This is a genomic window from Actinophytocola sp. NPDC049390 (assembly GCF_044466355.1).
Taxonomy (GTDB): Bacteria; Actinomycetota; Actinomycetes; order Mycobacteriales; family Pseudonocardiaceae; genus Actinophytocola.
The window spans coordinates 289,040-312,665 of sequence record NZ_JBITMQ010000011.1; the positions used below are offsets into that span (position 1 = coordinate 289,040).

The following is a 23,626-nucleotide window of genomic DNA, read 5'->3' on the forward strand; positions in this document are numbered from 1 at the left end:
CGCGTCGGTGGCTGGGTCAGCACCGTCGGTACGTACATCGTGTTCTCCTCTCCGCACCCCCTCGACGCCGCCCTTCGCCGAAATCGACCGTCGTGTGCCTGTCGATTTGCGGCGGTGGCCGCGTCGTGGGGGTGGGAGGCTGCACAGTGCAGCCGGACTTGGAGGTACACGTGCGGTACATGTTGATGATCAGCAGCGACGGGTCCGATCTCGCCAGTCCGTCCGAGATCGACGTCCAGCCCGCGTTCACGGCCTGGCTGGTCGACGTCGAGGCCCGTGGCGCGCGGCGGGTCGGCACGCTCCTGCGGCCACCGGACGAGGCGGTCACCGTGCGGGTCCGGGACGGGCGCGCGCTGCGGTCCGACGGGCCTTTCGCCGAGACCAAGGAGTGGATCGGCGGCGTCGAGGTCCTCGAGTGCGCCGACCTCGATGAGGCCATCGCCATCGCGTCCACCCACCCGGCCGCCGGCCGGTTCCCCATCGAGATCCGGCCGTTCTGGGAGGAATGATGCGTTTCCTGATGTTCGTGTGCGCCGACCCCGAGCTGACCGGCGAGGGCGACCCCACCGAGTGGCTCACCTCGACGGGGGAGCGCCGCCTCGAAGGCAGCCGGTTGCGGCCGGTCAGCGACGCCACCACCCTGTGGCCCAAGGAGGGCGGCACCTTCGTCTCCGACGGGCCCTTCGCCGAGACCAAGGAATACATCGCGGGCTACGACCTCATCGAGTGCGCCGACCTCGACGAGGCCATCGACATCGCCGCGAAGCACCCCGTGGCGAAGTTCGGCGCGATCGAGCTGCGACCCGTATGGCCGTGACCGCCGCCGTCGACGAGGCCTTCCGCACAGAGTGGGGGCGGGTCGTCGCCACCCTGATCCGCCTCACCGGTGACTGGGACCTCGCCGAGGAATGCGCGGCCGACGCGTTCGCGCGTGCACTGGACACCTGGCCCCGGGACGGCGTGCCGCGCCGGCCCGGGACGTGGCTCACCACGGCCGCACGCAACCGGGCGCTGGACCGCATCCGGCGCGGCGCCGCCGAGTCCGGCCGCCTGCGGCAGCTCGCGCCGCTCGTCGACGACGACCCGCCGCCGGACGAGGAGGACGCCGTCCCGGACGACCGGCTGCGGCTCATGTTCACCTGCTGCCACCCCGCGCTGCCGCTCGAAGCGCAGGTCGCGCTGACGCTGCGCACGCTCGCCGGCCTCACGACACTGGAGATCGCGCGGGCGTTCCTCGTGCCGGAGGCGACGATGGCGCAGCGGCTGGTCCGCGCGAAGCGGAAGATCCGCAACGCCCGCATCCCGTACCGGGTGCCGCCAGCCGAACTCCTGCCGGAACGCATGGCAGGCGTCCTCGGCGTGCTGTACCTGCTGTTCAACGAGGGCTACTCGACGGAACGCGGTGAACTGGCGGAGGAGGCGATCCGGCTGGCGCGCGTGCTCGTGGAGCTGCTGCCCGATCCGGAGGCCGGTGGGCTGCTCGCGTTGATGCTGTTCCAGGAGTCCCGCCGGGCCGCGCGGACGGGGGACGGCGAACTGGTCACGCTCGCCGAGCAGGACCGCTCGCGCTGGGACCACGCCATGATCGACGAAGGGGTCGCGGTGCTCGACGAGATGTTCGCGGCGCCGGGGCCGTACCAGCTGCAGGCGGCGATCGCGGCGTGTCACGCGACCGCGCGGCACGCGGCGGACACCGACTGGCGGCGCATCGCGGACCTGTACGACCTGGTGTCGCGGATGAGCCCGTCACCGGTCGTGTCGTTGAACCGGGCGGTCGCGGTGGCGGAGGTCGACGGACCCGCGGCGGGACTCGCGCTCGTGGACGGCCTTCGCGACGAGCTGAAGGGCTACCACCTGCTGGCGGCGACCCGTGCCGACCTGCTGCGCAGGCTCGACCGGCACGAGGAGGCCCGCGCGGCCTACGAGGAAGCCGTCGCCCAGGCGCCGACGGACGCGGAACGCCGCTTTCTGGCTCGCCGCCTCGCCGGGCTTACGGCTGCCAGCGGTACTTCCGCATGCTGACCTTCTCGCCGTCCGCCAGTACGCCCTCGGCTCGTAGCAGTTCCAGTTGTCGGCGGGCGAGGCCCGGTGCCGGGGTGCCGTTGGCGCGCAGTACGCGGTGCCACGGCAGGTCGTGGCCGTCCTCCGACAGGATCCGGCCCACCAGTCGCGGGGTGGGGGCCGACGCCATCGCCGCGATGTCGCCGTATGACGCCACCTGGCCACTCGGGATCGACTTGATGATCTCCCGTACGCGCTCGTGCAGTTCCTCCGACACCACGGACGCAAGTATGACGGCGTGCCGCCCGCGACCTCGTTCGCCCGGCGTGGTTCCATCGTCGACGTGGTCGTCACGAGCATGCCGGGACCTCGGCTCGTTCGCCGGCCGGTTGCACCCCGCGCGCCGTCCCGGTGGGAACCGGCCGCGCGAGGCGTGCTCGAGGGTGCCCGCGGTTTCGTCCGCGTGCTCGGTGGGCCGGGGACCGGGAAGACCACGCTGCTCATCGAGGCCGCTGCCCACCGGATCCTTCACGGTGGGGTCGACCCCGAGCAGTTGCTCGTCATCACCCACAACCGGCGGGCCGCGAAGGAGGTTCGTGCCGGGGTCGCGCGGCTGATCACCGAGCACGACGACACCGACGACGTGCCGCGCACCGTGCGGGAACCCCTCGTCCGGACCGTGCACTCCTACGCGTTCTCGGTCCTCCGGCTCCACGCGCAGCTGCGGGACGTGCCGGGGCCACGGCTGTTGTCCGGGCCGGAGCAGGACGCGGTCGTCCGTGAGCTGCTCGCCGGTGACGTCGAGGACGAGGTCGGGTACTGGCCGGAGCGGCTCCGGCAGGCGCTCACCGTGCCCGGTTTCGCCGAGGAACTGCGTGACCTGATGCTCCGCGCCGCCGAACGCGGGCTCGGGCCCGAGGACCTGATCCGGGTCGGCAAGGAGGCCAAGCAGCCCGAGTGGGTCGCGGCAGGGCGGTTCGCGCGCCAGTACGAGCAGGTCACCCTGCTCTCCGGGGCGGCCGACAGTGCCGTGGCCCAGGAGTCCGCGCCCGCGCTCGACGCCGCCGAGCTGGTCGCCGGGGCGCTCCTCGCCTTCGACACCGACGCCGACCTCGTCGCCGCCGAGCGGCGGCGGGTGCGGCACCTGCTCGTCGACGACGCGCAGCACCTCGACCCGCTCCAGTACCAGCTGCTCGCCCGGCTCGGGTTCGCCGCCGAGGAGTTCGTTCTCGCCGGGGACCCCGACCAGGCCGTGTTCTCGTTCCGCGGGTCCGACCCTCGGCTGCTCGCCGACACCGAACCCGACGGCGGCACCGTCGTACTGCGCCTCTCGCACCGCATGGCGCCCGCGGTGCGGGAGGCCGTCGCCCGGCTCGCCGCGCGGCTGCCCGGCTCCGCGCCGCAGCGGCCGATGCCGAATGAACAGGCTGGTGAGCAGGTCGAGAACTCGCGCAAGAACGGCAGCGCCGAGGTCCGGCTGCACACCACCGAGGCCGCGGAGGCGGCGTGGATCGCCGACCAGTTCCGGCGGGCGCACCTCATCGACGGTGTGCCCTGGTCGGAGATGGCCGTCCTGTGCCGGTCGGTCACGCGGTCCGCTCCCGTGCTCTACCGCGCGCTCTCCGCCGCGGGTGTGCCGGTCACCACCGACGCCGACGAACTGCCGCTCGCCCGCCAGCCCGCGGTGCGACCGTTCCTCGTGCTGCTGCGGGTCGCCGCGCACCCTCGCCTGCTCGACCCCGAACGCGCGGAGATGCTGCTGACCAGCCAGTTCGGTGGTGCCGACCCGCTGGCCGTGCGTCGGCTGCGTCGCGGGCTGCGCAAGCTCGAACTCGCCGCCGGGCACGACCGGCCGTCCGACGAGCTGATCGTCGAGGTCCTCCAGTCCGAGGATCTCCTCGCCGCACTCGACGACGCCGAGGCCGTCAGCGTCCGCCGCGTCGCCGGGCTGCTCGCCACCGCGCGCGAGGCCATCGCCGACAACGTCGGCATCGAGCAGGTGCTCTGGCTCGTGTGGCAGCAGAGCGGGCTCGAGTCGCGGTGGGCCGCGCAGTCACAGCGCGGCGGAACCCTTGGCGCGCAAGCGGACCGCGACCTCGACGCGATCGTCGGCCTCTTCCACACCGCCGCCCGCTACGCCGACCGGCTGCCCGGCGCCGGCGTCACCGGCTTCGCGGACTTCCTTGCCTCCCAACGCATCGTGGGTGACACGCTCGCCCCGTCCGCGCAGCGCGACGACGTCGTCTCCGTGCTCACCGCGCACGGCGCCGTCGGTCGCGAGTGGACGGTCGTGGCCGTGCTCGGCGTCCAGGAGGGCACCTGGCCGGACCTGCGGCTGCGTGGCTCCTTCCTCGGCGTCGAACGACTCGTCGACCGGCTGTCGGGCGTGGAGGAGTCCCAGCAGCTGTCCGCGATCGCGCCGCTGCTCGCGGAGGAACGCAGGCTGCTGCTCGTCGCCGCGAGCCGCGCACGCCACAAGCTGCTCGTGTCCGCCATCCGCGGCGAGGACGAGCAGCCGTCCCGGTTCCTCGCCGAACTGTCCGGTGTGGACATCGAGGAGCTGGCGGACGCCGGCAGGCCCACGTCGCTCGGCGGCACCCGGCGCGCACTCGTGCTCGCGGACCTCGTCGGCGACCTGCGCCGCGCGGTCGCCGACCCGGACGCGTCCGACGACCGCAGGCGCCGCGCCGCCCGCCAGCTCGCCCGCCTCGCCGAGGCCGGGGTGCCCGGCGCGCACCCGGACAGCTGGTACGGCCTGGCCGACCTGTCCACCGCGAACCCGTTGCGGGACAAGCGGGAACGCGTCACCGTCTCACCGTCCAACGTCGAGACGCTCGCCAAGTGCCCGCTGCGCTGGATGGTCGAACGGCACGGCGGCACCGACCCCGCCGAGCTCGCGTCGATCACCGGCGTGCTCGTCCACGCGCTCGCGCAGGCCGCCGCCTCCGGCGCCGACGAGGTGCACCTGCGGGCCGAGCTTGACCGCGCGTGGGACGCCGTCGACGCGGGCGCGCCGTGGTTCTCGCGGCGGGAACGTCAGCGGGTACACGCCATGTTGGACACCTTCCTTTCCTGGATGGCCGCCACCCGCGGTGAACTGACGCAGGTCGCGGTCGAGCACGACTTCGCCGTCGACATCCCCGAGACCGAACCCCCGGTCCACGTCCGCGGCCGCGTCGACCGGCTCGAGGTCGACAACGACGGCCGTCCCGTGGTCGTCGACGTGAAGACCGGCAAGAACGTGGTGAGTGAGGCCGACGCGCGCGAACACCCGCAGCTCGCCGTCTACCAGCTCGCCGCCGCCTACGGCGCGTTCGCCCAGCTCGGTCTGGACCGCGAACCCGGCGGTGCGCGGCTGTTGTACGTCGCCAAGGCCAACCGGAAGAAGGCGGCGACCGAACGCAACCAGGACCCGGTCGGCGAGGACGGCGTGAAGCACTGGACCGGCGTGGTCGCCGACGCGGCCGCCGCCAGCACCGGACCCGAGTACCTGGCCAGGCAGAACCCGGACTGCCCGCGTTGCCCGGTCCGGACCAGCTGCCCCATGCACGCCAGCGGGCGGCAGGTCCCGGAGTGACGTCCACGGTGATCTCCCCGAGGGACATCGCGAAGGAACTCGGTCTGCCCGCTCCCACCGACGAACAGGCCGAGGTCATCGCCGCGCCCACCGAGCCGGCGCTGGTGGTCGCCGGGGCCGGCGCGGGCAAGACCGAGACCATGGCGGCGCGCGTGGTGTGGTTGGTCGCCAACGGCATCGTCACCCCGGAGCGCGTGCTCGGGCTGACGTTCACCCGCAAGGCCGCGCGCCAGCTCGCCGACCGGGTCCGCGCGCGCCTGCGCAGGCTGGCCGGCTCGGCGTTGCCCCGGCGGCTCGACCCGAGCGGGCAACTGCTCGCCGACCTGTACGCGGGCGAGCCGACCGTGCTGACCTACCACGCGTACGCGGGTCGGCTCGTCGCCGAGCACGGGCTGCGGCTGCCCGTCGAGCCGGGCGCCCGCCTGCTGACCGAGACCGCCTGCTGGCAGCTCGCGCACCGCGTGGTGTCGACGTGGACCCAGGACCTCGACACCGAGCGGGTGCCGGTCACGGTGACCCGCTACCTGCTGGACCTCGCCGGTGAGCTGGCCGAGCACCTGGTCGACCTCGACCGGCTGCGCGAGTACAGCGAGGACCTCGCGTCGACCATCGAGAACGCGCCCCGCGGCCCGCGCCAGCGCGCCGAACTGTCCCAGGACCTCAAGGAAGTCGTTGCCGCACAACGGTTCCGGCTCGCGCTGCTGCCGCTCGTACAGGCCTACGCCGACGCGAAACGCAAGGAAGGCGCGCTCGACTTCGCCGAGCAGATGGCACTCGCCGCCCGGCTCGCCAGCACACAACCCGAGGTGGTGGCGGGGGAACGGGAGCGTTACGGCACCGCGTTGCTCGACGAGTACCAGGACACCGGCCACGCACAGCGCGTCCTGCTGCGGTCCCTGTTCGGTGACAAGACCCCGATGCCGGTGACCGCTGTGGGCGACCCGGTGCAGGCGATCTACGGCTGGCGCGGCGCGAGCGCGGCGAACCTGCCCCGGTTCGTCACCGACTTTCCCAAGCTGGACAACGAGGAGCTCGTGCCCGCCACCCGGTACGGCCTGCTGACGAGCTTCCGCAACCCACCGGAGGTGCTGGCACTCGCGAACGCGATCTCCGGCCCGTTGCGGGGGGCCGGGTTGGACGTCGACGAGCTGCGGGCGCCACCGGGGCGCGGCCCCGCGGACGTCCGGGTCGGGTTGTTCCCGGACGTGACCGCGGAGGTCGAGTGGCTGGCCGACGAGATCGCCCAGCGGTGGCACCTGGCCGCGGACGAACGGGACCGACCGCCGACCGCCGCGGTGCTCGTCCGGCGTCGCGCGGACATGACCGACATCGCGACCGCCTTGCGTGCCAGAGGGTTGCCGGTCGAGGTGGTCGGCATCGGCGGTCTGCTCGACGAGCCCGAGGTGCGCGACCTGACCTCGGCGCTGCGCGTGCTCATCGACCCGCTCGCCGGCGCTGCGGCCGCCCGCCTGCTGACCGGCGCGCGGTGGCGGCTCGGCGCGGCCGACCTCGCCGCGCTGTGGAAGCGTGCGGCCGAGCTGGGACGGGACTACCGACCCGACGGCGAAGGTCGACTTGTCGACATGGTGCCCGGTGAGGGGGCCGAGCAGGCCGGGCTGGTGGACGCGATCGACGACCCCGGCGAGGCCGCGCGGTACTCGATCGAGGGGTACCGGCGGATCCGCTCGCTCGGCGGTGAGCTGCGGATGCTGCGGCGTCGGCTCGACCAGCCGCTGCCCGAGCTGGTCGCGGACGTCGAACGCGCCATGCTGCTCGACGTCGAGGCGACCGCCAGGGTCGGCGGCGCCCGGCGGGCCCACCTGAACAAGTTCGCCGACGTCGTGTCCGACTACGCGCAGGCCAGCCCGTCGGCCAGCCTCGGCGCGCTGCTGGACTACCTGGCGGCGGCGGAGAGCGCGGAGGACGGCCTCGAACCGGGCGAGGTGGAGGTCGCCGAGGACCGGGTGCAGATCCTGACCGTGCACAGCGCGAAGGGCCTCGAGTGGGAGATCGTGGCCGTGCCGCACCTGGTCAAGGACGTGTTCCCCAGCAGGAAGCGGACGTCGTGCTGGTTGCGTGCCGTCACCGAGCTGCCCGCCGCGCTGCGCGGTGACTCCGCCGACCTGCCGAAACTGGACCTGTCGGCCGCCGGGAACCGCAAGGAGGTCGAGGTCGAGCTGACCAACCACGCGGAGGCGTTCGCCGAGCGGGACCTCGTCGAGGAACGGCGCCTCTGCTATGTCGCGCTGACCCGGTCCGAGCGGACGCTGCTGGTGTCCGCGCACTGGTGGGGCCGCACGGGCGCCAAGCCGAAGGGCCCGTCGGACTTCTTCACCGAGGTCGCGTCCGCCGTGGGCACCATGGACGAACAGGTCGCGTCCGTCGAGTTCATGGCGTCCGAACCCGAGGAGCACGAGGAGAACCCGCTCGCCAACGCCGAACGCACCGCGCTGTGGCCCGCGGACCCGCTGTCGCCCGCGCGCGGCCACATCGAGAACGCCGCGACGATGGTCCGCACCGAGCTGGCGTCGTTGCGGTCGGGGGAGCAGCTGTCGTTGGAACCCGACCCCGAGGGCTGGATCGCCGACACGGACGTGCTGCTCGCCGAGCGCGCGGCCGCCGCGAACCGGCACGAGGACGTGACCCTGCCCGACTCGATCTCGGTGAGCCAGCTGGTGGAACTGGCGCGCGACCCCGCGTCGCTGGCGCGCAGGCTGCGCCGCCCGCTGCCGTTCCCGCCGAACCCCGTCGCCCGGCGCGGGACGGCGTTCCACGCCTGGCTGGAGAAGCGGTTCGGGTCGCGGGCGTTGCTCGACCTCGACGAACTGCCCGGCTCCGCCGACGCCGAGGCCGCCGCGGACGCCGATCTGGAGGCCCTGCAGGAGGCGTTCCTGGCGTCGGACTGGGCGGAACGGTCGCCGACGGACGTCGAGGTGTCGTTCACCTGCGACGTCGACGGCATGACGTTGCGCGGGCGGCTCGACGCGGTGTTCGCCGACACCGACGGCGGGTGGACCGTGGTCGACTGGAAGACCGGCGCGGTGCCGTCCGAGGAGGAGCTGCCCGCGTTGTCGGTGCAGCTCGCCGCGTACCGGCTGGCGTGGGCGAGCCTGTCCGGTGTGCCGGTGTCCCAGGTGCGTGCGGCGTTCCACTACGTGCGCTCCAACGTGACGTTGCGGCCGGTGGACCTGATGGACGCGCCCGCGCTGCGGACGTTGTTGCGGGGGATCCCGACCACCTGACCGCTTCCGGGGGCGACGAGTTCGCTCATGCCGCGCCATGTCGCGGTCGCGACGTAGATGGTCGTGCCGGTGACGACGCAGTCGAAGGCGCCGCGGTCGAGTGCTGTGCTGCTGAGGACCTCGCCGCCCTCGGCGACCTGCACGCAGGCTTGGTTGGGGACGTCGGCGTACCAGACCGTGCCGTTGTCCGCGCTGATGCCGTCCGGCGCGGCGTGGTCGTCGAGTTCGGCCCAGGTGCGTCTGTTGGTGAGGCCGTCGTCAGTGATGTCGAACGCGGTGAGGCGGTGGGCGTACGACTCGGCGACGATCAGGGTGCGGTCGACGACCGTCATGCCGTTGGGGAAGGCGAGGTCGTCGGCGACCTGTGTCGTCGTGCTGCCCCGGACGCGGTGGATCGTGCCTCCCGGACCGTTGACGTAGACGTCGCCGTCGGGGTCGACCGTGATGTCGTTCCACGTGCCGTCGCCGAGGACCGCCGCGGTGGTGAGGGTGCCGTCCGGGGCGCGGTGGAGCAGTTTCCCTTCCGTCGACTGGACGATCACCATGCCGTTGTCGGGGAGCCAGTCGAAGCAGAGGGGAAAGGAGCGGGTGGCGACCAGGGTTTCGTTCGCGGTCACGTCGAGGATCTCGCCCGAGGACCAGTCGGAGACGTAGAGGTGGTCGTCGTGCCAGCGGATGGACTCGAGCAGTCCTCGGCCGGAAAGCAGCAGTTCAGTCATGCCGCGTATACGAACAGACAGGTCCGACAGCGACAGGTCGGCGAGGACGAGTTGTCCACAGGTGCTTCGGTTGTCCACAGGTACGTGCGCGCGACCCGAATTCGTCGCCCCCCACCGGTAGACTGGCAAGGCGGGTGGCCCCCGGGATCGGGTGGGGCTTGAGGTTACGTTCTGGGCGCGGTGTTTTCGCAGCTCAGAGGGGATGCGGGCGGTTGGCGCCGGGTGTTGCGCCGGGCAGGCCGCCACGTCGATCGCGAGTCAGGCGGGCACTGCGCCAAGCCGTACCGCACCACGTTCGGGAAGACCAGCCACTGCGGCGGGAAGTGGCGGTCCATTGCCGGCAACGTCTGCGTCAACGAGGGCAACCACTTATTACTGAGGAATCGGCGGGCCGCCACGCGCGTGGCGGCCCCCACGGCTAATCTCCCCACCGTGACCAGCCCTGACGAGCCCGGACACCGGCGTCTGCGCAAGCTCCGCTTCGCCGACCGGCTCACCGACCGGCCGGACCACTCCCTGGTCGGCGTGATCCGCATGCCGGAAACCACGACCAGCCCGATCACGTCCATCGTGCGGCGGGTCATCTGGGCGTTCATCGCGCTGATGGCGGCGGTGTTGATCGTGTACCTCGACCGGGACGGCTACCGCGACGGCAACGGCGACGGGTTGTCGTTCCTCGACTGCGTCTACTACGCCACCGTCTCGCTGTCGACCACCGGCTACGGTGACATCACGCCGGTCAGCGCGTCGGCGCGCCTGATCAACGTCCTGGTCATCACCCCGCTGCGGGTCCTCTTCCTGATCGTCCTGGTCGGTACCACCCTGGCGGTGCTCACCGAGCGCTCCCGCCAGGCATTCAAGCTGCAACGATGGAGGTCGAAGGTGCGCGATCACGTGGTGGTCGTCGGATATGGCACCAAGGGCCGGTCCGCGGTGCGTTCCGTGCTGTCCGACGGTGTGGACCCCGAGCAGATCGTCGTGGTGGACACCGACCACACGATGCTGGAGGCCGCGTCCGCGCTCGGCCTCGTCACGGTGCACGGGTCCGGCACGCGTTCCGACGTGCTGCGGGTCGCCGGTGTGCCGAGGGCACGGGCCGTGGTCGTGGCCGCGAACCGCGACGACTCGGCCGTGCTGGTCACCCTCACCGCCCGCGAACTGGCGCCCAAGGCGCAGATCGTGGCCGCTGTGCGGGAGGCGGAGAACGTGCACCTGCTGCGCCAGTCCGGCGCCAACCAGGTCGTCGTGTCGAGTGAGACCGCGGGCCGGCTGCTCGGCATGGCCACCCACACGCCGACGGTCGTGGACATGGTCGAGGACCTGATCACTCCGGAGTCCGGGCTCGCGATCGCCGAGCGGGACGTCGAGGAGAGCGAGATCGGCGGGTCGCCCCGGCACCTGCCGGACATCGTGCTCGGCGTGGTGCGCAACGGAAAGCTGTACCGCGTGGACCACCCGGAGGCGGACGCGGTGGAGTCCGGTGACCGGCTGCTGTACGTCAAGAAGGTCACGCGCGCGGACGACGACTGACCTGTCGGATCGCCGCGGTCGTCTGACACGATCTGCGGGTGCGGATCTGGGGCGTGCTCATCCCGCGGGGCTACCTGCGGTGGGCGGCGGCGGGCACCGGGGTCGTGGTGCTCGGTGTGCTGATCGCCGTCCTCGTCAACACGGTCGGTCTGTTCGACGCGTCCCAGGAGGACCAGGGACAGAAGACGCGCGCATCCGTGGTGGCGGGCGTGCCCTGCGCTCGTGCCGGGGCGATGGAGACGGTGACGTTCACGGCGGGTGGGAAGGAACACCGGGCCCGGTTCGACGGCTGTGGCCACGCCAAGGGGGAGCCGGTCGAGGTCACCGTGCCCACCGGGCCGCTCGCCGGTGACCTGGTGGTGCACGCCGCCGACGCGGCGGTGGGCGACAGCAGGGACGGCGAAGGACTCGGCCTGTTGCTGATCGTGGTCAGCGGGATGGCAGGCGCGGCGTACGCGTTCCTCCTGCGCCGAGGCCCCCGGAACACCCCGCTACCCACCCCCCTCCGCCTGGCGTGAAACCTCGCGAGTCGCGCGCCCAGACAGCGCGAGTCGCGTTGTCGAACACATCGAGTTGTCGGTTTCGTGCACACACCCAATCCGCGGGGACATGCACGAAATCGACAACTCGATATGCCTGGGAACGCGACTCGCGGTGTTCTGGCGCGCGACTCGCGGTGTTTTGGGGCGCGACTCGCGGGGTTAGCTGACGTCTTCTGGTGGGGACAGCCAGGTGTTGCACTGGTAGGTGCGGTTCATTTGTGCGCCCTGTTCCCACCAGGCGATGGCGTGTGCGTCGCTGCCGTGGTCGCGGGGTGCGCCCGGGGTGTGGTCGCCGCGGTCCTGGGTGGTGCGGGCCTCGGTGAGGATGTTGTCGTCCACGGAGCCGCGGCCGTACGTGGCGGCCAGGAACATCCCGGAGAAGCACTGCGCCTGCAGTTCGAAGCGGCGGGACAGCTCCAGCCCGGGTTCGGTGTCGGCGCCCGCGTTGTACCTGGCGTCCCAGTAGGTGTCCATGACGCCGCTCATGGCCTGCACGTGGTGCCCGTACTCGTGCGCGAGCACCGCCAGGTACACGCCGGGACGCGCGCCGTACATCTCTGTCTGCAGACCGGCGAACGGCATGTACAACGTGTTGTCGGAGCTGCAGTAGAACGCCGCGACCGCGCCGTTGCCCGCGGACACGTCACCGCACGGGCTCGACCACTCCGTGCCCTCCGGGAATGCGATGCCCGGCGTGAAGAACGGCAGGCCCTGGTACTCCATGACCGGCTGCCACGCCGCGTCCAGGCACGGCAGCGCGCTCTTGAAGAACGCCTCCGCGCCCGCGGGGCTGGTCTCCCAGCGGGCCAGGGTGCACGTCACGGCCGGGGTGCCGACGTCGCCGGCGAACAGCGGGTTGTCCTCCAGCGCGTACACCGGTTGCGGCCCGGCCTGCGTGGTCTCCGTCGGCGTGTCCCGCGTGGTCTCCTCGGTCGTGGTCGTCGTCTCCGACGTGGTCGTGGTGGTCTCGTAGGTGGTGGTCGTCGTGGTCGTGGTCGACGTGGTGGCCGGGTCGTCGCCGTAGCCGGTGTCGGCGACGCTGTCCCCCTTGTCGTTCATGGAGATCACGCCGACCATGGCGACGACGCCGAGCAGCACGACCACGATCATCGTGCCGACAAGAGCGGCCGTGTTGGACTTCTTGCTGGGCTGCAGCAGATGCTGGTGACCCGGGTACTGCAGCCACGGCGGTGTCGTCGGCCGAGGCGGGTACATGCCGGGCGGTGGGTACTGCGGTGGTGGGTACTGTGGCGCGTACTGCCCGGTGGGGTACTGCGGTGGCACCGGGTACGGCCGGGTGGGCGGTGGGAGATAGCCGGGAGGCAACGGTCTCGCGTGCGGCGGCGGCAGCGGCCCGGTCGGTCGCCACGGACCCTGCGGCGGCTGCGTCATCCCCGTCTCCCCCTACTTGTCTCAGACAGCGGGTGAGCATATGGGCACTCGACTATCCTCCGCAGGCGTGTTGGCGAAGTGGGGGATTCCCGCGGCGGCGTTGGCCGCGTGTGCGCTGGTAGGACTGGCTCATCCGGCCGTGGCGGAGCAGCCGACCGTGCCGGTGGTGCCGTCGCCGCCGTCGACGGTGCCCACGCTGAAGTGGCCGGGACAGCCCTTGCCGAGCAACGACTTCGACGACCTGAACCCCACGAAGCCGTCCGGACCCGCCGACGAGGACACGCCACCGACCGGCCCGCGCCCGCTGCTCCCGGAGAGCGTCAACATCGCGCTGAAGGTGGAGCGCGACGGCAGCCTGTCGGTGACCGAACAGGTCTTCGTGCAGGCACGCAAGACGATGACGCGCCGCGCGCCGCTGCGCATCCAGGCCGGGGACGACCGCGACCGCGTGTTCACGATCCGGGACGTGCGGGTCACCGGCAACGGCAGGACCGAGGTCACCGGCGACCAGTTCGTCATGGCGCTCGGCGAGGGCGCCACCACGGTCTCGTACAAGGTGGACGGTGCGGTCACCGACGTCGCCGGGCACCAGGAGGTGCGGTGGCAGGTCGCGAGCGGCTGGGACACGAAGGTCCGGCTGCTGCGTGCCTCGTTCATCGCGCCCGCCCGGCCGGAGGCGGTCGTCTGCCTGGCCGGGGCGTTCGGCACCGACTCGCCGTGCGGGTCGGCACTGGCTGACTCGTCGCAGGTTCTGCGTGTGGTGCAAGAAGGTCTGCCCGCCGGGCAGCGGGTCGACCTGACCGTGAACCTGCCCGCGGGCACGGTCGGGGCCAACGCCAGGTTCGACGACGTCGGCACGGCGGGCGCGTTCGCGCTCACCGCGGCGAGCGGGGTCGGTCTCGGCGCGCTGGTACTGCTGCTGATCGGCGGGTTCCTGCTGTTGTGGCTGGCCAGGGGCCGGGACGCGCGTGCGCTCGCCGGTGACGTCGCGCCGGTGGAGTTGCTGATGACCGGCGACGGTGGCCGTGTCGCGTTCGCCTCGCCGGACGGGGTGCTGCCCGGGCAGGTCGGCACGGTCGTCGACGAGCGGGTGGACGTCGCGGACGTGACCGCCACCGTGGTCGACCTTGCCGTGCGCAACTACCTGTCGGTGCGCGAGACGGGGCCGAACACGTGGGCGCTGATGCGCCGCAACCCGCCGGACGCCTCGCTCACCGACTACGAACGGGCCGTCTACCGGCAGGTTCTCGGTGACGCCCCCGAGGTCTCCCTCGCGGCGCTCCGCGTCGACATCGGTGCGGTCCGTGAGGCGATGTACACCGACGTCGTGAAGCGGGAGTGGTTCGCGCGCAGGCCCGACCACGACCGGTCCCTGTGGTCGCTGGTCGGGGTGCTGCTCGCGGTGGTCGGCATCGCCGCGACCGTGGTGCTGGCACTGACCGCCGGGCACGCACTCCTGGGCCTGGTCCTCGTGGTCGGCGGGCTCGGCCTCGCCTTCGGCGCTCGGATGATGCCCGCGCGGACCAGGCGCGGTTCCGTGCTGGTGCAGCAGATCCGCGGTTTGCTGAACTACCTGCGCACCACGGAGGCCGGGACGATCCCCGCCGCCGACCGGGAGATGGTGCTGTCGCGGTCGTTGCCGTACGCCGTGGTGCTGGGCGAGGTGGAGGGGTGGGTGCGCCGGTTCGCCGACCTCGACGCGGCGGCGGACGGGACACCCGGGATCTACTGGTACGAGACGGACACACCCGCCGAGTTCCCCGCCCGGTTCGCCGCGTTCCTGCTCGCACTCGACGCGGCGCTGGGCCGGTGACGGACCCGGCGGAGACCGCGCTCGTCCACGCCCGCGTGACCGGCGAGTGGCTGCGGGGCGACGTCGTCCAGGCGCTCGTGGTCGCGACCGAGCTGGACCGCGAGGTGTACCGGGTGCGCGGGCTCGACGAGGACGGGCACCCCGCCGGCCGGGTGGAGAAGGCGCTCGACGCGTTGTTCTCCGAGTCGGCGGGCGAGTACGTGGCGGTCCGCGGCGACCACCCGGCGTGCGCGGCGGTCGGGCTGTACCAGGCCCTGTCGACCGAGCACACGTGGTTGGTGGTCACGTCGCACCGGGTCGCCGTGCTGCGGTTGCGCGACCTGGCGAAGGGCACGGCGGCCGAGGACGCGCTCGCCGCGGCGAAGGAGGAGAAGTCGTTCGGCGGTGTGCTGCGCGGGCTGGGGAAGATCGTGTCCGCGTCGGCCGCCGAGTTCGCCAGGAGCGTACGCCGCCCACCGCTCTCCGAGCGGCCGGACGACGCCGTGCTGGAGTGCCCGTTCGAGCTGCCGAGGCCCGCGCTCGCGCGGGTGGAGAAGTGGAAACAGCCTCTGGTCCCGCAGTTCCGCGGCGGTCCGCGCTGGCTGCAGGTGCACTTCACCGACGGTTCGTGGGCGCGGGTGAAGACCGACGAGGCGGGCCAGACGGCGCTCACCGGCTCCGCTGAGTGATCAACTCGGGACGGCTCGGACGCCGGGTGTCGGTGCTTGCACGTAGGCTGCGGGCATGCCAGGAAATGAGCTGACCCGGTTCACGCTTCCCAACGGACTGCGCGTGGTGCTCGCCCCGGACCCGACCGCGCCGGTGGTGGGTGTCAGCGTGCACTACGACGTGGGTTTCCGCTCCGAGCCGGAGGGCCGCACAGGCTTCGCGCACCTGTTCGAGCACCTCATGTTCCAGGGCAGCGAGAGTTTGGAGAAGCTCGCCCACTTCCGGCACGTCCAGTCCTCCGGCGGCTCGTTCAACGGCTCCACCCACCCGGACTACACGGACTACTTCGAGGTGTTGCCGTCCGCCGGGCTCGAGCGGGCGCTGTTCCTCGAGGCCGACCGCATGCGGGCGCCCAAGATCACCGAGGAGAACCTGCGCAACCAGGTCGACGTGGTCAAGGAAGAGATCCGCCTGAACGTGCTCAACCGGCCCTACGGCGGGTTCCCGTGGATCCTGCTGCCGCCGGTGCTGTACTCCACGTTCCCGAACGCCCACAACGGTTACGGCGACTTCACCGAGCTGGAGTCGGCGAACCTGGACGACTGCGCGCAGTTCTTCGACACCTACTACGCGCCCGCCAACGCGGTGCTCACGGTCGCCGGTGACCTCGAGATCGCGCGGGCCAGGGACCTGATCGAGAAGCACTTCGGCGACGTGCCCGCGCGCCCGGCACCGGACCGGCCGTCGTTCGGCGAGCCGCCGCCCGCGGGTCAGCTGGAGGCCGAGCACGTCGACCCGCACGCGCCGCTGCCCGCACTCGCCATCGGCTACCGCATGCCAGACCCGATCGCCGAGCTGGACGGCTACCTCGCCAACCTCGTGCTGGCCTCGGTGCTCGCGGAGGGCGACGGGTCCCGGCTGCAGCAGCGGCTGGTGCTGCGCGAGCCGCTGGTCACCGACATCAACGCGGCCTGCGGCCTGTTCGGCCCGTTCGAGGCACGCGACCCGGACACGTTCACCGTCACCGCGGTGCACTCGCCGGACGTCACGCAGGCCAGGGTGCTCGCCGCCGTCGACGAGGAGCTGGAGAAGCTCGCCACCACCGCGCCGTCCGACCAGGAGATGGCGAAGGTGACCGCCCGCTGGGTCGCGGGCCTGCACCGCGAGCACGACCGGCTGGTGTCGCGCACGCTGGCGCTCGGCTCGTTCGAGCTGCTCTACGGCGACCCCGAGCTCGTCTACCAGCTCACCGACCGGCTGTCGGCGGTCACACCGGACGCCGTGTCCTCGGCCGCCAAGGCGTTGCGCCCCGACTCGCGCGCGGTTCTCACCGTGTCGCCCGCAGGAGGAGAGAAGTGACCAGTATCGATGCCGCCTCCGCGGGAGGACGTACGCCGGCGGGTTTCCGCACGGCTGCCGAGATCGGCCGCACCGAGCTGGGACCCCGGCCGCTGCCGGCGCTCGGCGAGCAGCGTTCCGCGGCCGGGCTGACGTCCGTCGACACCGTGCTGGACAACGGTTTGCGGGTCATCGCGGTGCACCAGCCGACCGTGCCGATGGCGGAGGTGCGGCTGCGGATCCCGTTCGCGGGCACCGACCGGCGGCACGCGGCGATCGCCGAGGTGTTGTCGGCCACGATCCTCACCGGCACGCAGCGGCGCGACCGCGTCGCCATGGACACCGATCTCGCGCTCGTCGGCGGCGAGCTGGGCGCCGGGGTCGACCCGGAACGGCTCGCGATCGGCGGCAACGCGCTCGCGAGCGGGCTGGACACGTTGCTGGACGTGCTGGCCGACGCGCTGACCGGTGCCGCGTACCGCGACGAGGAGGTCGAGGGTGAGCGGGCCCGGCTGGTCGAGCGGATCGCCGTCGCGCGGTCGCAGCCCAGCGTGATCGCGCGGGAGGCGTTGCAGCGGCACCGCTACGGCGACCACCCGTTCACGCGGGAGACCCCGGAGGCGGCGGACGTCGAGACGGTCACCGCGGACGAGGTGCGCGCCATGCACCGCGCGTCGGTGCTGCCGCGCGGTTCCGTGCTGGTGTTCGTCGGTGACGTCGACCCGGACACGGTGATCGCGAAGATCGGTACGGCGCTTTCGGGCTGGTCGTCCGACCGCGGTGCCGTCGAGCTGCCGGCACTGCCGGACGTGGTGGGCGGCGACGTGCTGTTCGTGCCGCGGCCGGGTGCGGTGCAGTCGCAGCTGCGGCTGTCCGCCCAGGCAATCCCGCGCACCGATCCGCGCTACCCGGCGCTGCAGCTCGCGAACCTGGCCTACGGTGGGTTCTTCTCGTCGCGCCTGGTGGAGAACATCCGCGAGGACAAGGGCTACACCTACCACGCCCGGTCGTCGTTCGAGTTCACCGTGCGCGGCGCGACGCTGCTGATCGACGCGGACACGGCGAGCGAGGTCACCGCACCCGCGCTGCTCGAGATGCGGTACGAGCTGGGCAGGCTCGGTGTGGTGCCGCCGAGTGCCGAGGAGGTCGAGACGGTCCGGCAGTACGCGATCGGCTCGCTGTTGATCTCGACCGCGTCGCAGACCGGTCTGGCGTCGCAGCTCGCCGCGCTGGCGCCGCTCGGGCTCGGCGTCGAGTGGCTGGTCGCGCACCCGGAGCGCCTGGCCCAGGTCACCGCGGAGCAGATCGCGGAGGCGGCGCGCGAGTTCTTCGCGCCGGCCAGGTTCACCGGTGTGGTCGTCGGTGACGCGGCACAGTTCGCCGCGCTGCGTTCCCTGGGTGGCGTAGTCGAGTGACCGTTCCGTTCCAGCTGGCGGAGGTGCCCCGGCTCTCGCGGTCCACTGTGGACCGCAACGAGCCGGTGCGCACCGACCCGGAGCGCCTGGCGAAGCTGTGGGCCACCGGCCGGGTGATCGTCGTCGACCGCAAGGGCCGCACCCCGGTCCGTGCGGGCGCGACCGAACTGGCGCCCCGGCCGACCGTCGGTGCGTTGCCCGCGGACGCGATGCTGCTCGGCGAGGCGGACGGCGTCGGCTACTGGGCGATGCGGACCGACGAGGAACTGCAGGAGGGTGCGCCGTCGCCGGACTCGGCGTGGGGCGTGTGGACCGGCGCGTCGAAGGACGGCGAGGAGTGGCACGACTTACGCACGACCGGCGCGCTGTTGTCCGACACGGCGGCCGGTCTGTTCACGACCGCGGTCGCGCTGCTGAGCTGGCACGCGAAGGCGAAGTTCTGCGCGAACTGCGGCACCGCGGTGGAGCGGCGGAACGCGGGCTGGGCCACGCACTGCCCGAACTGCGGCCGTGAGGAGTACCCGCGCACGGATCCGGCGGTGATCTGCCTGGTGCACGACGGGGTGGGCGTCAACGGTTCGCACGTGCTGCTGGCGCGGCAGCCGATCTGGCCGCCGGGCCGGTTCTCGGTGCTCGCCGGGTTCGTGGAGGCAGGCGAGTCCCTGGAGGCGTGCGTCGCGCGGGAGATCGAGGAGGAGGTCGGCGTCGACGTGTCGGACATCCGGTACCTGGGCAGCCAGCCGTGGCCGTTCCCGCGTTCGATCATGGTCGGCTTCGCGGCGGTCGCCGACGGCACGGTCCCGCTGTTTCCGGCGGACGGCGAGATCGAGTCGGCGCAGTGGGTGTCGCGGGCGACCGTGCGCGAGGCGCTGACGACGGAGCTGCCGGACCTGAAGCTGCCCGGCCCGACGTCGATCGCCTACCAGATGATCAGAGGCTGGGCCCAGGCCAGCTAGAACCAGAGGATGAACCCGGCGTCGGTGATGATCACGACGTAGAAGGCGAACACCCGCAGGGGCAGCGGCAGGTCGTCGGGCAGGTCGGTCCGCGCGCCGAACACCGACAGGGTGAAGGTGCCGGCGACCTGCCCGTCCCGGTACAGCTCCCACCTGCGCCCGAACCGGCCAGCCCGCCGCAGGTACAGCTCGTGCGGGGTGGCGGACACGAGCACCTCGCCGCGTCCGGTCCGGTACGCGAAGGCGGCGGTCCCGGTCGGCCCTTCGAGCCAGAACCGGCCCCTGTCCTCGTGGGTGAGCCCGTAGCCGACGCCGTCGATCTCGCACGGTGTCCGGGAGAAGGTCGTGAACGAGGTGACTGGGCGGCCGTCTTCGGAGATCAGGTAGGTGACCCCGCCCTGCCGTTCCATGACGAGCACGGTCTACCCCGCCGCTGCCGCGTTGGCGGCACGCTCGAACTGCAGCAGGACGATGTAGAAGGCGAACACCCCGAGCGGCACCGGCACGTCCGCGGGCACCTCGGCGGCGAAGGCGCGGCCGAACATCCCTTCGTGGGCGACGGTGCCGCGTGCCGAGCCGCGCTGGTGGATCTCCCATCGCGACCGCCACAGCGAGGGCCGGACCAGTTTCATGTGCGCGTCCATGCCCTTGACCGTCCACTCGCGACCGGTGGCGCGGTCGGCCGTGGCGAGCCCGCGGTCCGGGCCGTGCAGCACGAACCGCCGCCGGGTGTCCCGCTCGACGCGGTACTCGACGCCGTCCACCGTGAACGTGCACCCTTCACGGCGTGCGCCGTCGATGGTGGTGACGGCGACGTCGTCCGAGGTGATCTCGTACGCGCGGCGGAAGAATCCCCGCCTGCGGGCTCGCAACATGCCCGACATTGAACCAGTGGGCGCTGCGCTACGGTGTCGTTCGCACGGGACAGGGGTGAATCGGTGTGGTCGGTGTTGCGCGCGCGGTGGGGCTTCTGCTGGGGGTGGCCGCGGACGGGGCGTTCGGCGACCCGCGCAGACGGCACCCGGTGGCGGGGTTCGGCAAGATCGCGGAACGGGTCGAGAAGACGCTCTACCGCGACGACAGGCTCGCGGGTGTCGCACACGCGGCCGTGCTGAGCGGCGGGGTCGTGGCGCTCGGCGTCGCGGCCGAGCGGGTGGGCAGGCGCAGCCCGGTACTGCGGGCACTCACCACGGCGGCGGCCACGTGGGTGGTGCTCGGCGGGCGCTCCCTGGCCGTGCAGGGCGCGGCGATCGGCCGTGAGCTGGACGCGGGCGACCTGGCCGCGGCCCGGGACCGGCTCCCGCACCTGTGCGGCCGCGACCCGAGCACGCTGGACGCGGAAGGTCTCGCCCGAGCGGCGGTCGAGTCGGTGGCGGAGAACACGTCGGACGCGGTGGTGGCGCCGCTGTTCTGGGGCGCGCTGGGTGGCGTGCCCGCCCTGCTGGGCTACCGCGCGGTCAACACCCTGGACGCGATGGTCGGTTACCGCTCGCCGAGGTACCGCAAGTTCGGCTGGGCGTCGGCGCGGCTGGACGACGTGCTGAACCTGGCCCCGGCCCGCCTGGCGGCGGCGCTGACGGTCGCGGGCGCCCCGGTGGTCGGCGGTTCGTGGCGGGGCGCGTGGCAGGCGTGGAACCGCGACGCGGCCGCGCACCCGAGCCCGAACGCGGGGCCCGTGGAGGCGGCGTTCGCGGGTGCGCTGGAGGTCCGCCTCGGCGGCCGGACGGTGTACCGCCACGGCGTGGAGGAACGGCCCATCCTGGGCGAAGGCCGCACCCCGGACTCGGGTCACGTCACCCGCGCGGTCGAACTGTCCCGGGTGGTGGGCGGCCTGACAGCGGCCATCGCGACGCTGATAGCCCTGATCCGCGGCCGCCGCTGAGTTGTCCACAGGTCACCGAGTTGTCCACAGTTCCGCGGCGCGCCCCGAAATTGTCGGTACCCACCGGTAGACTGGCATGGCGGGTGGCCCCCGGGATCGGGTGGGGGTTGAGGTTACGTACTGGGGGCGGGCCTTTCGCGGTTTTCGCTGGTCGGCGGGCCTTTGGTGCTGTGGTGTTGATGTGTCGAGCCGCGCACCTCAGTTGAGCGTGGCGCGTTCGCGGGCCTCTTCCTCCGCGATCTGCTGCGCCACCGACACGCGGCGAGGGCGGTCCGCCTTCGGGGCAGCCAGCACGCCGCCCGGCTTGATCTCGCGCCACGTGAAGTACAGCCACGCCAGCAGCGCCATCGTGCCGAAGGCGATCCACTGGAGCGCGTACGACAGGAACGGGCCCGCGTCGAGGTCCGGCAGCGGCAGCGCGCCCAGCACGCCTGGGGCGCCCTCTTCGACCTGCAGGTAGCCGGGCCGGATGTCCAGACCGGTGGCCCGCGCCACGACACCCGAACCCACCGCGTACACCTGCGGCCGCCCGGCCTCGGACTCCGCGCGCCGGTCTCGCGGATCGCGTTCGTCGGCGCGCACCCGGGCGGTCACGGTGACCGTGCCGGACGGCGGCGCCGCGTAGTCGGGCAGGGTGACCGACTTGCTGCCCTGTACCGGGCGCACGTAGCCGCGGTCGACCAGCACGATCGAGCCGTCGGTCAGGCGGAACGGGGTGAGCACCTCGAACGCGGGCTGGCCCAGCACCGTGCGGAGCCGGGCGACGACCTCCTCGTCCGCCAGGTACTCGCCGGTGACCCGGACCGTGCGCCACTCGGTTGTCGCGTCGGGGCGCTGACCTGCGGGAATCAGGGTGTTCAGGTCGGCCGGGGTGGCGTTCGCGGCGTTGGTGACGGCGTCGTTGGTCGTGGACCGTTCCTCGTGGCGGGCGAACTGCCACGGAGCGAGCAGCGTGAAGCAGACGCCGGCGAAGATGAGCACCAGCGCCGTCAGTGCCAACCATCCCGGGCGAAGCAGCAACCGCAACCGCACACACCCATGCTAGAGACCGGCCAGTGCCGCCCTGGCCGCCGCCACCGCCTGGGTCCCGTACCCGCCACCGAACAGCACGGTGTGCACCAGCAGCGGGAACAGCTGGTGCAGCGGGATCCGGGCCCGCCACCCGTCCGCGAGCGGGTCGGCCTCGTCGTACGCGGCGACGATCCGGTCCAGGTGGGGGCACCCGAACAGGTGCAGCATGGCGAGGTCGGTCTCGCGGTGGCCGCCGTGCGCCGCCGGGTCGATCAGCCACACGTGGCCGTCGGCACCCCACAGGACGTTGCCGCTCCACAGGTCGCCGTGCAGGCGGGCGGGTGGCTCGGCGGGGCCGGCCAGCTCGCCGACCCGTTCGCACACCGCCTCCACGGGACCGGGGTCGGGGAGCACGCCCTGGTCGACGGCGTCGCGCAGGTACGGCTGGACGCGGTGCGCCACGTACCACTCGGGCCAGCTCGGGCCCGGCACGTTCGGCATGGGCGCGAGGCCGATCCACGCGTCGCCGGGGCCGCCGGGTGGGGCCACGCCGAAGGCGGACGCGCCGGTGCGGTGCTGTGCGGCCAGCTCGCGGCCGAATGTCTCGGCTCCGGACCCGGTGGCCGAGCCGATCGTGACGGCCTCGATGACCAGCCATCGCTCGTCGTGGGCGAGCACCTGTGGGCACCGGACTCCGCCTGCGGCGAGCCACCGCAGGCCGGCGGCCTCGGCCGCCGCGCCGCGTGGGCGGTCGTGCCGCTTCGCGACCACCTCGGTGCCGTCGGCGAGACGGAGCCGGTACGCGCCGCCCAGCGGCATCGTCGCGGTGACCGGCTGACCGAGCAGCGCGCTCAGTCGAGGTTCGCGCGGATCCACTCGACCAGCCCCGGCATCGCGGCCTCCACCAGGCCGAGCACCTCGACGAAACCGGCGAAGTCGCCGTAGTACGGGTCCGGCACGTCCGACTCGGTGGCCTGCGGGTCGAACGAGCGGAACATCACGAGCCGTTCGTCGGTGTCGCCCTGGTGCTTGAGCAGGTCCCGCAGCGCGCCCTCGTGCCCGGCGTCCATGGCGAGCAGCAGGTCGGCGGACAGGTGGTCCTCGTTCACCTGCGTGGCCACGTGGTTCGTCGGGTAGCCGTGTTCGGCCAGCACCCGTTGTGCTCTGGGGTCGGCGGGCTCACCGACGTGCCACGGGCCGATGCCCGCGCTCGTCACCCGCACCCGGTCGGCGAGGCCGGCCCGGCGCAGGTGCTCGGTCAGGACCAGCGCCGCGATGGGCGAGCGGCAGATGTTGCCTGAGCAGACGAAGCAGACGGCCAAGCACATTTAGGCGGCTCCTAATGCATCTCGAAATCTACGCCAACACCCTGGCAGACCAGTTCGACGAACACCGAGACCGGTACCGCGAGTACGGCGACCGTCGAGACCACGGCATGGCTGCGGCCTACCGCGTCGCACTCGCGCAGCTGCACGCCTGCACTGGCGGGCAGTTCGGGGCGCCCCTGGAAGACCTGGAAGACCCGCACCAGGTCAAGCAGAGCGCATCGGCGCTGTGATG

General features: G+C 72.4%; 22 protein-coding genes. 14 read left to right on the forward strand and 8 right to left on the reverse strand.

Going from position 1 to position 23,626, the window contains the following annotated elements:
- Positions 1-179: 179 nt before the first annotated feature.
- From ACIBVP_RS29405 to ACIBVP_RS29415, 3 genes are read left to right on the forward strand one after another with little or no spacing between them, the layout of a single operon-like run.
- Complete coding sequence (locus ACIBVP_RS29405; protein ID WP_396109675.1) at positions 180-509, forward strand: YciI family protein; 330 nt, start codon at positions 180-182, stop codon at positions 507-509.
- On the forward strand, positions 506-817 hold the full coding sequence (locus ACIBVP_RS29410) for a YciI family protein (protein WP_396109583.1): 312 nt from the start codon (positions 506-508) through the stop codon (positions 815-817). The genes ACIBVP_RS29405 and ACIBVP_RS29410 overlap by 4 nt, the downstream gene beginning before the upstream one ends.
- The gene (locus ACIBVP_RS29415) at positions 808-2,022 is read left to right on the forward strand and encodes an RNA polymerase sigma factor (protein ID WP_396109584.1); all 1,215 of its coding nucleotides are present in this window, start codon (positions 808-810) and stop codon (positions 2,020-2,022) included. Before ACIBVP_RS29410 ends, ACIBVP_RS29415 begins: the two co-directional genes overlap by 10 nt.
- Here the strand turns inward: ACIBVP_RS29415 and ACIBVP_RS29420 are convergent.
- Positions 1,991-2,278 (reverse strand): MGMT family protein, encoded by a 288-nt coding sequence (locus ACIBVP_RS29420; protein ID WP_396109676.1) that lies wholly within the window; start codon positions 2,276-2,278, stop codon positions 1,991-1,993. The two genes, ACIBVP_RS29415 and ACIBVP_RS29420, sit on opposite strands and share 32 nt — an antisense overlap.
- 81 nt (positions 2,279-2,359) lie before the next feature.
- Between ACIBVP_RS29420 and ACIBVP_RS29425 the strand changes: the two genes are divergently transcribed.
- Both ACIBVP_RS29425 and ACIBVP_RS29430 read left to right on the forward strand, forming a co-directional pair.
- Positions 2,360-5,578, forward strand: coding sequence for an ATP-dependent helicase (locus ACIBVP_RS29425; protein WP_396109677.1), 3,219 nt, complete (start codon positions 2,360-2,362; stop codon positions 5,576-5,578).
- Positions 5,575-8,820, forward strand: coding sequence for an ATP-dependent helicase (locus ACIBVP_RS29430; protein ID WP_396109585.1), 3,246 nt, complete (start codon positions 5,575-5,577; stop codon positions 8,818-8,820). The genes ACIBVP_RS29425 and ACIBVP_RS29430 overlap by 4 nt, the downstream gene beginning before the upstream one ends.
- Here the strand turns inward: ACIBVP_RS29430 and ACIBVP_RS29435 are convergent.
- Entirely contained in the window at positions 8,730-9,539 is an 810-nt protein-coding gene (locus tag ACIBVP_RS29435; RefSeq protein WP_396109586.1) for an SMP-30/gluconolactonase/LRE family protein, read from the reverse strand. The genes ACIBVP_RS29430 and ACIBVP_RS29435 overlap by 91 nt on opposite strands.
- A gap of 465 nt (positions 9,540-10,004) precedes the next feature.
- Between ACIBVP_RS29435 and ACIBVP_RS29440 the strand changes: the two genes are divergently transcribed.
- Both ACIBVP_RS29440 and ACIBVP_RS29445 read left to right on the forward strand, forming a co-directional pair.
- The gene (locus ACIBVP_RS29440; RefSeq protein ID WP_396109678.1) at positions 10,005-11,069 is read left to right on the forward strand and encodes a potassium channel family protein; all 1,065 of its coding nucleotides are present in this window, start codon (positions 10,005-10,007) and stop codon (positions 11,067-11,069) included.
- Positions 11,070-11,107: 38 nt separating this feature from the next.
- Positions 11,108-11,587 (forward strand): hypothetical protein, encoded by a 480-nt coding sequence (locus tag ACIBVP_RS29445; protein WP_396109587.1) that lies wholly within the window; start codon positions 11,108-11,110, stop codon positions 11,585-11,587.
- A 183-nt stretch (positions 11,588-11,770) separates the two neighbouring features.
- Here ACIBVP_RS29445 and ACIBVP_RS29450 read toward each other — a convergent pair whose 3' ends face one another.
- Positions 11,771-13,003, reverse strand: a complete 1,233-nt coding sequence (locus ACIBVP_RS29450) for a neutral zinc metallopeptidase (protein ID WP_396109588.1) — start codon at positions 13,001-13,003, stop codon at positions 11,771-11,773.
- Between the two features lie 67 nt (positions 13,004-13,070).
- Between ACIBVP_RS29450 and ACIBVP_RS29455 the strand changes: the two genes are divergently transcribed.
- From ACIBVP_RS29455 to nudC, 5 genes are read left to right on the forward strand one after another with little or no spacing between them, the layout of a single operon-like run.
- A complete protein-coding gene (locus tag ACIBVP_RS29455; protein ID WP_396109589.1) occupies positions 13,071-14,816 on the forward strand; it encodes a DUF2207 domain-containing protein in 1,746 nt (581 codons plus the stop codon).
- The gene (locus tag ACIBVP_RS29460) at positions 14,813-15,484 is read left to right on the forward strand and encodes a hypothetical protein (protein ID WP_396109590.1); all 672 of its coding nucleotides are present in this window, start codon (positions 14,813-14,815) and stop codon (positions 15,482-15,484) included. Before ACIBVP_RS29455 ends, ACIBVP_RS29460 begins: the two co-directional genes overlap by 4 nt.
- A 55-nt stretch (positions 15,485-15,539) precedes the next feature.
- On the forward strand, positions 15,540-16,823 hold the full coding sequence (locus ACIBVP_RS29465) for a M16 family metallopeptidase (RefSeq protein ID WP_396109591.1): 1,284 nt from the start codon (positions 15,540-15,542) through the stop codon (positions 16,821-16,823).
- Complete coding sequence (locus tag ACIBVP_RS29470) at positions 16,820-18,217, forward strand: M16 family metallopeptidase (protein ID WP_396109592.1); 1,398 nt, start codon at positions 16,820-16,822, stop codon at positions 18,215-18,217. Before ACIBVP_RS29465 ends, ACIBVP_RS29470 begins: the two co-directional genes overlap by 4 nt.
- Complete coding sequence (gene nudC, locus ACIBVP_RS29475) at positions 18,214-19,173, forward strand: NAD(+) diphosphatase (RefSeq protein WP_396109593.1); 960 nt, start codon at positions 18,214-18,216, stop codon at positions 19,171-19,173. The genes ACIBVP_RS29470 and nudC overlap by 4 nt, the downstream gene beginning before the upstream one ends.
- On the opposite strand, the gene ACIBVP_RS29480 is transcribed toward nudC, so the two are convergent.
- Together ACIBVP_RS29480 and ACIBVP_RS29485 are read right to left on the reverse strand one after the other, a co-directional pair.
- On the reverse strand, positions 19,170-19,583 hold the full coding sequence (locus ACIBVP_RS29480; protein WP_396109594.1) for a hypothetical protein: 414 nt from the start codon (positions 19,581-19,583) through the stop codon (positions 19,170-19,172). The two genes, nudC and ACIBVP_RS29480, sit on opposite strands and share 4 nt — an antisense overlap.
- A 12-nt stretch (positions 19,584-19,595) precedes the next feature.
- Positions 19,596-20,048 carry a hypothetical protein gene (locus tag ACIBVP_RS29485; RefSeq protein ID WP_396109595.1) on the reverse strand — a complete coding sequence of 151 codons (453 nt, stop codon included), beginning with the start codon at positions 20,046-20,048 and terminating at the stop codon, positions 19,596-19,598.
- 65 nt (positions 20,049-20,113) lie between these two features.
- On the opposite strand from ACIBVP_RS29485, the gene ACIBVP_RS29490 reads away from it, so the two are divergent.
- Positions 20,114-21,055 (forward strand): cobalamin biosynthesis protein, encoded by a 942-nt coding sequence (locus ACIBVP_RS29490; protein ID WP_396109596.1) that lies wholly within the window; start codon positions 20,114-20,116, stop codon positions 21,053-21,055.
- 198 nt (positions 21,056-21,253) lie between these two features.
- Here ACIBVP_RS29490 and ACIBVP_RS29495 read toward each other — a convergent pair whose 3' ends face one another.
- Genes ACIBVP_RS29495 through ACIBVP_RS29505 form a run of 3 tightly spaced genes read right to left on the reverse strand, consistent with a single transcriptional unit; the run spans position 21,254 to position 23,394 of the window.
- Entirely contained in the window at positions 21,254-22,087 is an 834-nt protein-coding gene (locus tag ACIBVP_RS29495; RefSeq protein ID WP_396109597.1) for an SURF1 family protein, read from the reverse strand.
- 9 nt (positions 22,088-22,096) lie between these two features.
- Positions 22,097-22,885, reverse strand: a complete 789-nt coding sequence (locus ACIBVP_RS29500) for a fructosamine kinase family protein (RefSeq protein ID WP_396109679.1) — start codon at positions 22,883-22,885, stop codon at positions 22,097-22,099.
- Between the two features lie 32 nt (positions 22,886-22,917).
- Positions 22,918-23,394 (reverse strand): low molecular weight protein-tyrosine-phosphatase, encoded by a 477-nt coding sequence (locus tag ACIBVP_RS29505; protein WP_396109598.1) that lies wholly within the window; start codon positions 23,392-23,394, stop codon positions 22,918-22,920.
- A gap of 14 nt (positions 23,395-23,408) precedes the next feature.
- Here ACIBVP_RS29505 and ACIBVP_RS29510 point away from each other — a divergent pair, with 14 nt between their 5' ends.
- Positions 23,409-23,624, forward strand: coding sequence for a hypothetical protein (locus ACIBVP_RS29510; RefSeq protein ID WP_396109599.1), 216 nt, complete (start codon positions 23,409-23,411; stop codon positions 23,622-23,624).
- Positions 23,625-23,626: the final 2 nt, after the last annotated feature.

Coding starts and splice junctions, on each gene's coding strand:
- ACIBVP_RS29410 (WP_396109583.1), top strand. CDS start 506: ATGATGCGTTTCCTGATGTTCGTGTGCGCCGACCCCGAGCTGACCGGC.
- ACIBVP_RS29425 (WP_396109677.1), top strand. CDS start 2,360: ATGCCGGGACCTCGGCTCGTTCGCCGGCCGGTTGCACCCCGCGCGCCG.
- ACIBVP_RS29435 (WP_396109586.1), bottom strand. CDS start 9,539: ATGACTGAACTGCTGCTTTCCGGCCGAGGACTGCTCGAGTCCATCCGC.
- ACIBVP_RS29415 (WP_396109584.1), top strand. CDS start 808: ATGGCCGTGACCGCCGCCGTCGACGAGGCCTTCCGCACAGAGTGGGGG.
- ACIBVP_RS29500 (WP_396109679.1), bottom strand. CDS start 22,885: ATGCCGCTGGGCGGCGCGTACCGGCTCCGTCTCGCCGACGGCACCGAG.
- ACIBVP_RS29510 (WP_396109599.1), top strand. CDS start 23,409: ATGCATCTCGAAATCTACGCCAACACCCTGGCAGACCAGTTCGACGAA.
- ACIBVP_RS29480 (WP_396109594.1), bottom strand. CDS start 19,583: ATGGAACGGCAGGGCGGGGTCACCTACCTGATCTCCGAAGACGGCCGC.
- ACIBVP_RS29450 (WP_396109588.1), bottom strand. CDS start 13,003: ATGACGCAGCCGCCGCAGGGTCCGTGGCGACCGACCGGGCCGCTGCCG.
- ACIBVP_RS29405 (WP_396109675.1), top strand. CDS start 180: ATGTTGATGATCAGCAGCGACGGGTCCGATCTCGCCAGTCCGTCCGAG.
- ACIBVP_RS29465 (WP_396109591.1), top strand. CDS start 15,540: ATGCCAGGAAATGAGCTGACCCGGTTCACGCTTCCCAACGGACTGCGC.
- ACIBVP_RS29505 (WP_396109598.1), bottom strand. CDS start 23,394: ATGTGCTTGGCCGTCTGCTTCGTCTGCTCAGGCAACATCTGCCGCTCG.
- ACIBVP_RS29485 (WP_396109595.1), bottom strand. CDS start 20,048: ATGTTGCGAGCCCGCAGGCGGGGATTCTTCCGCCGCGCGTACGAGATC.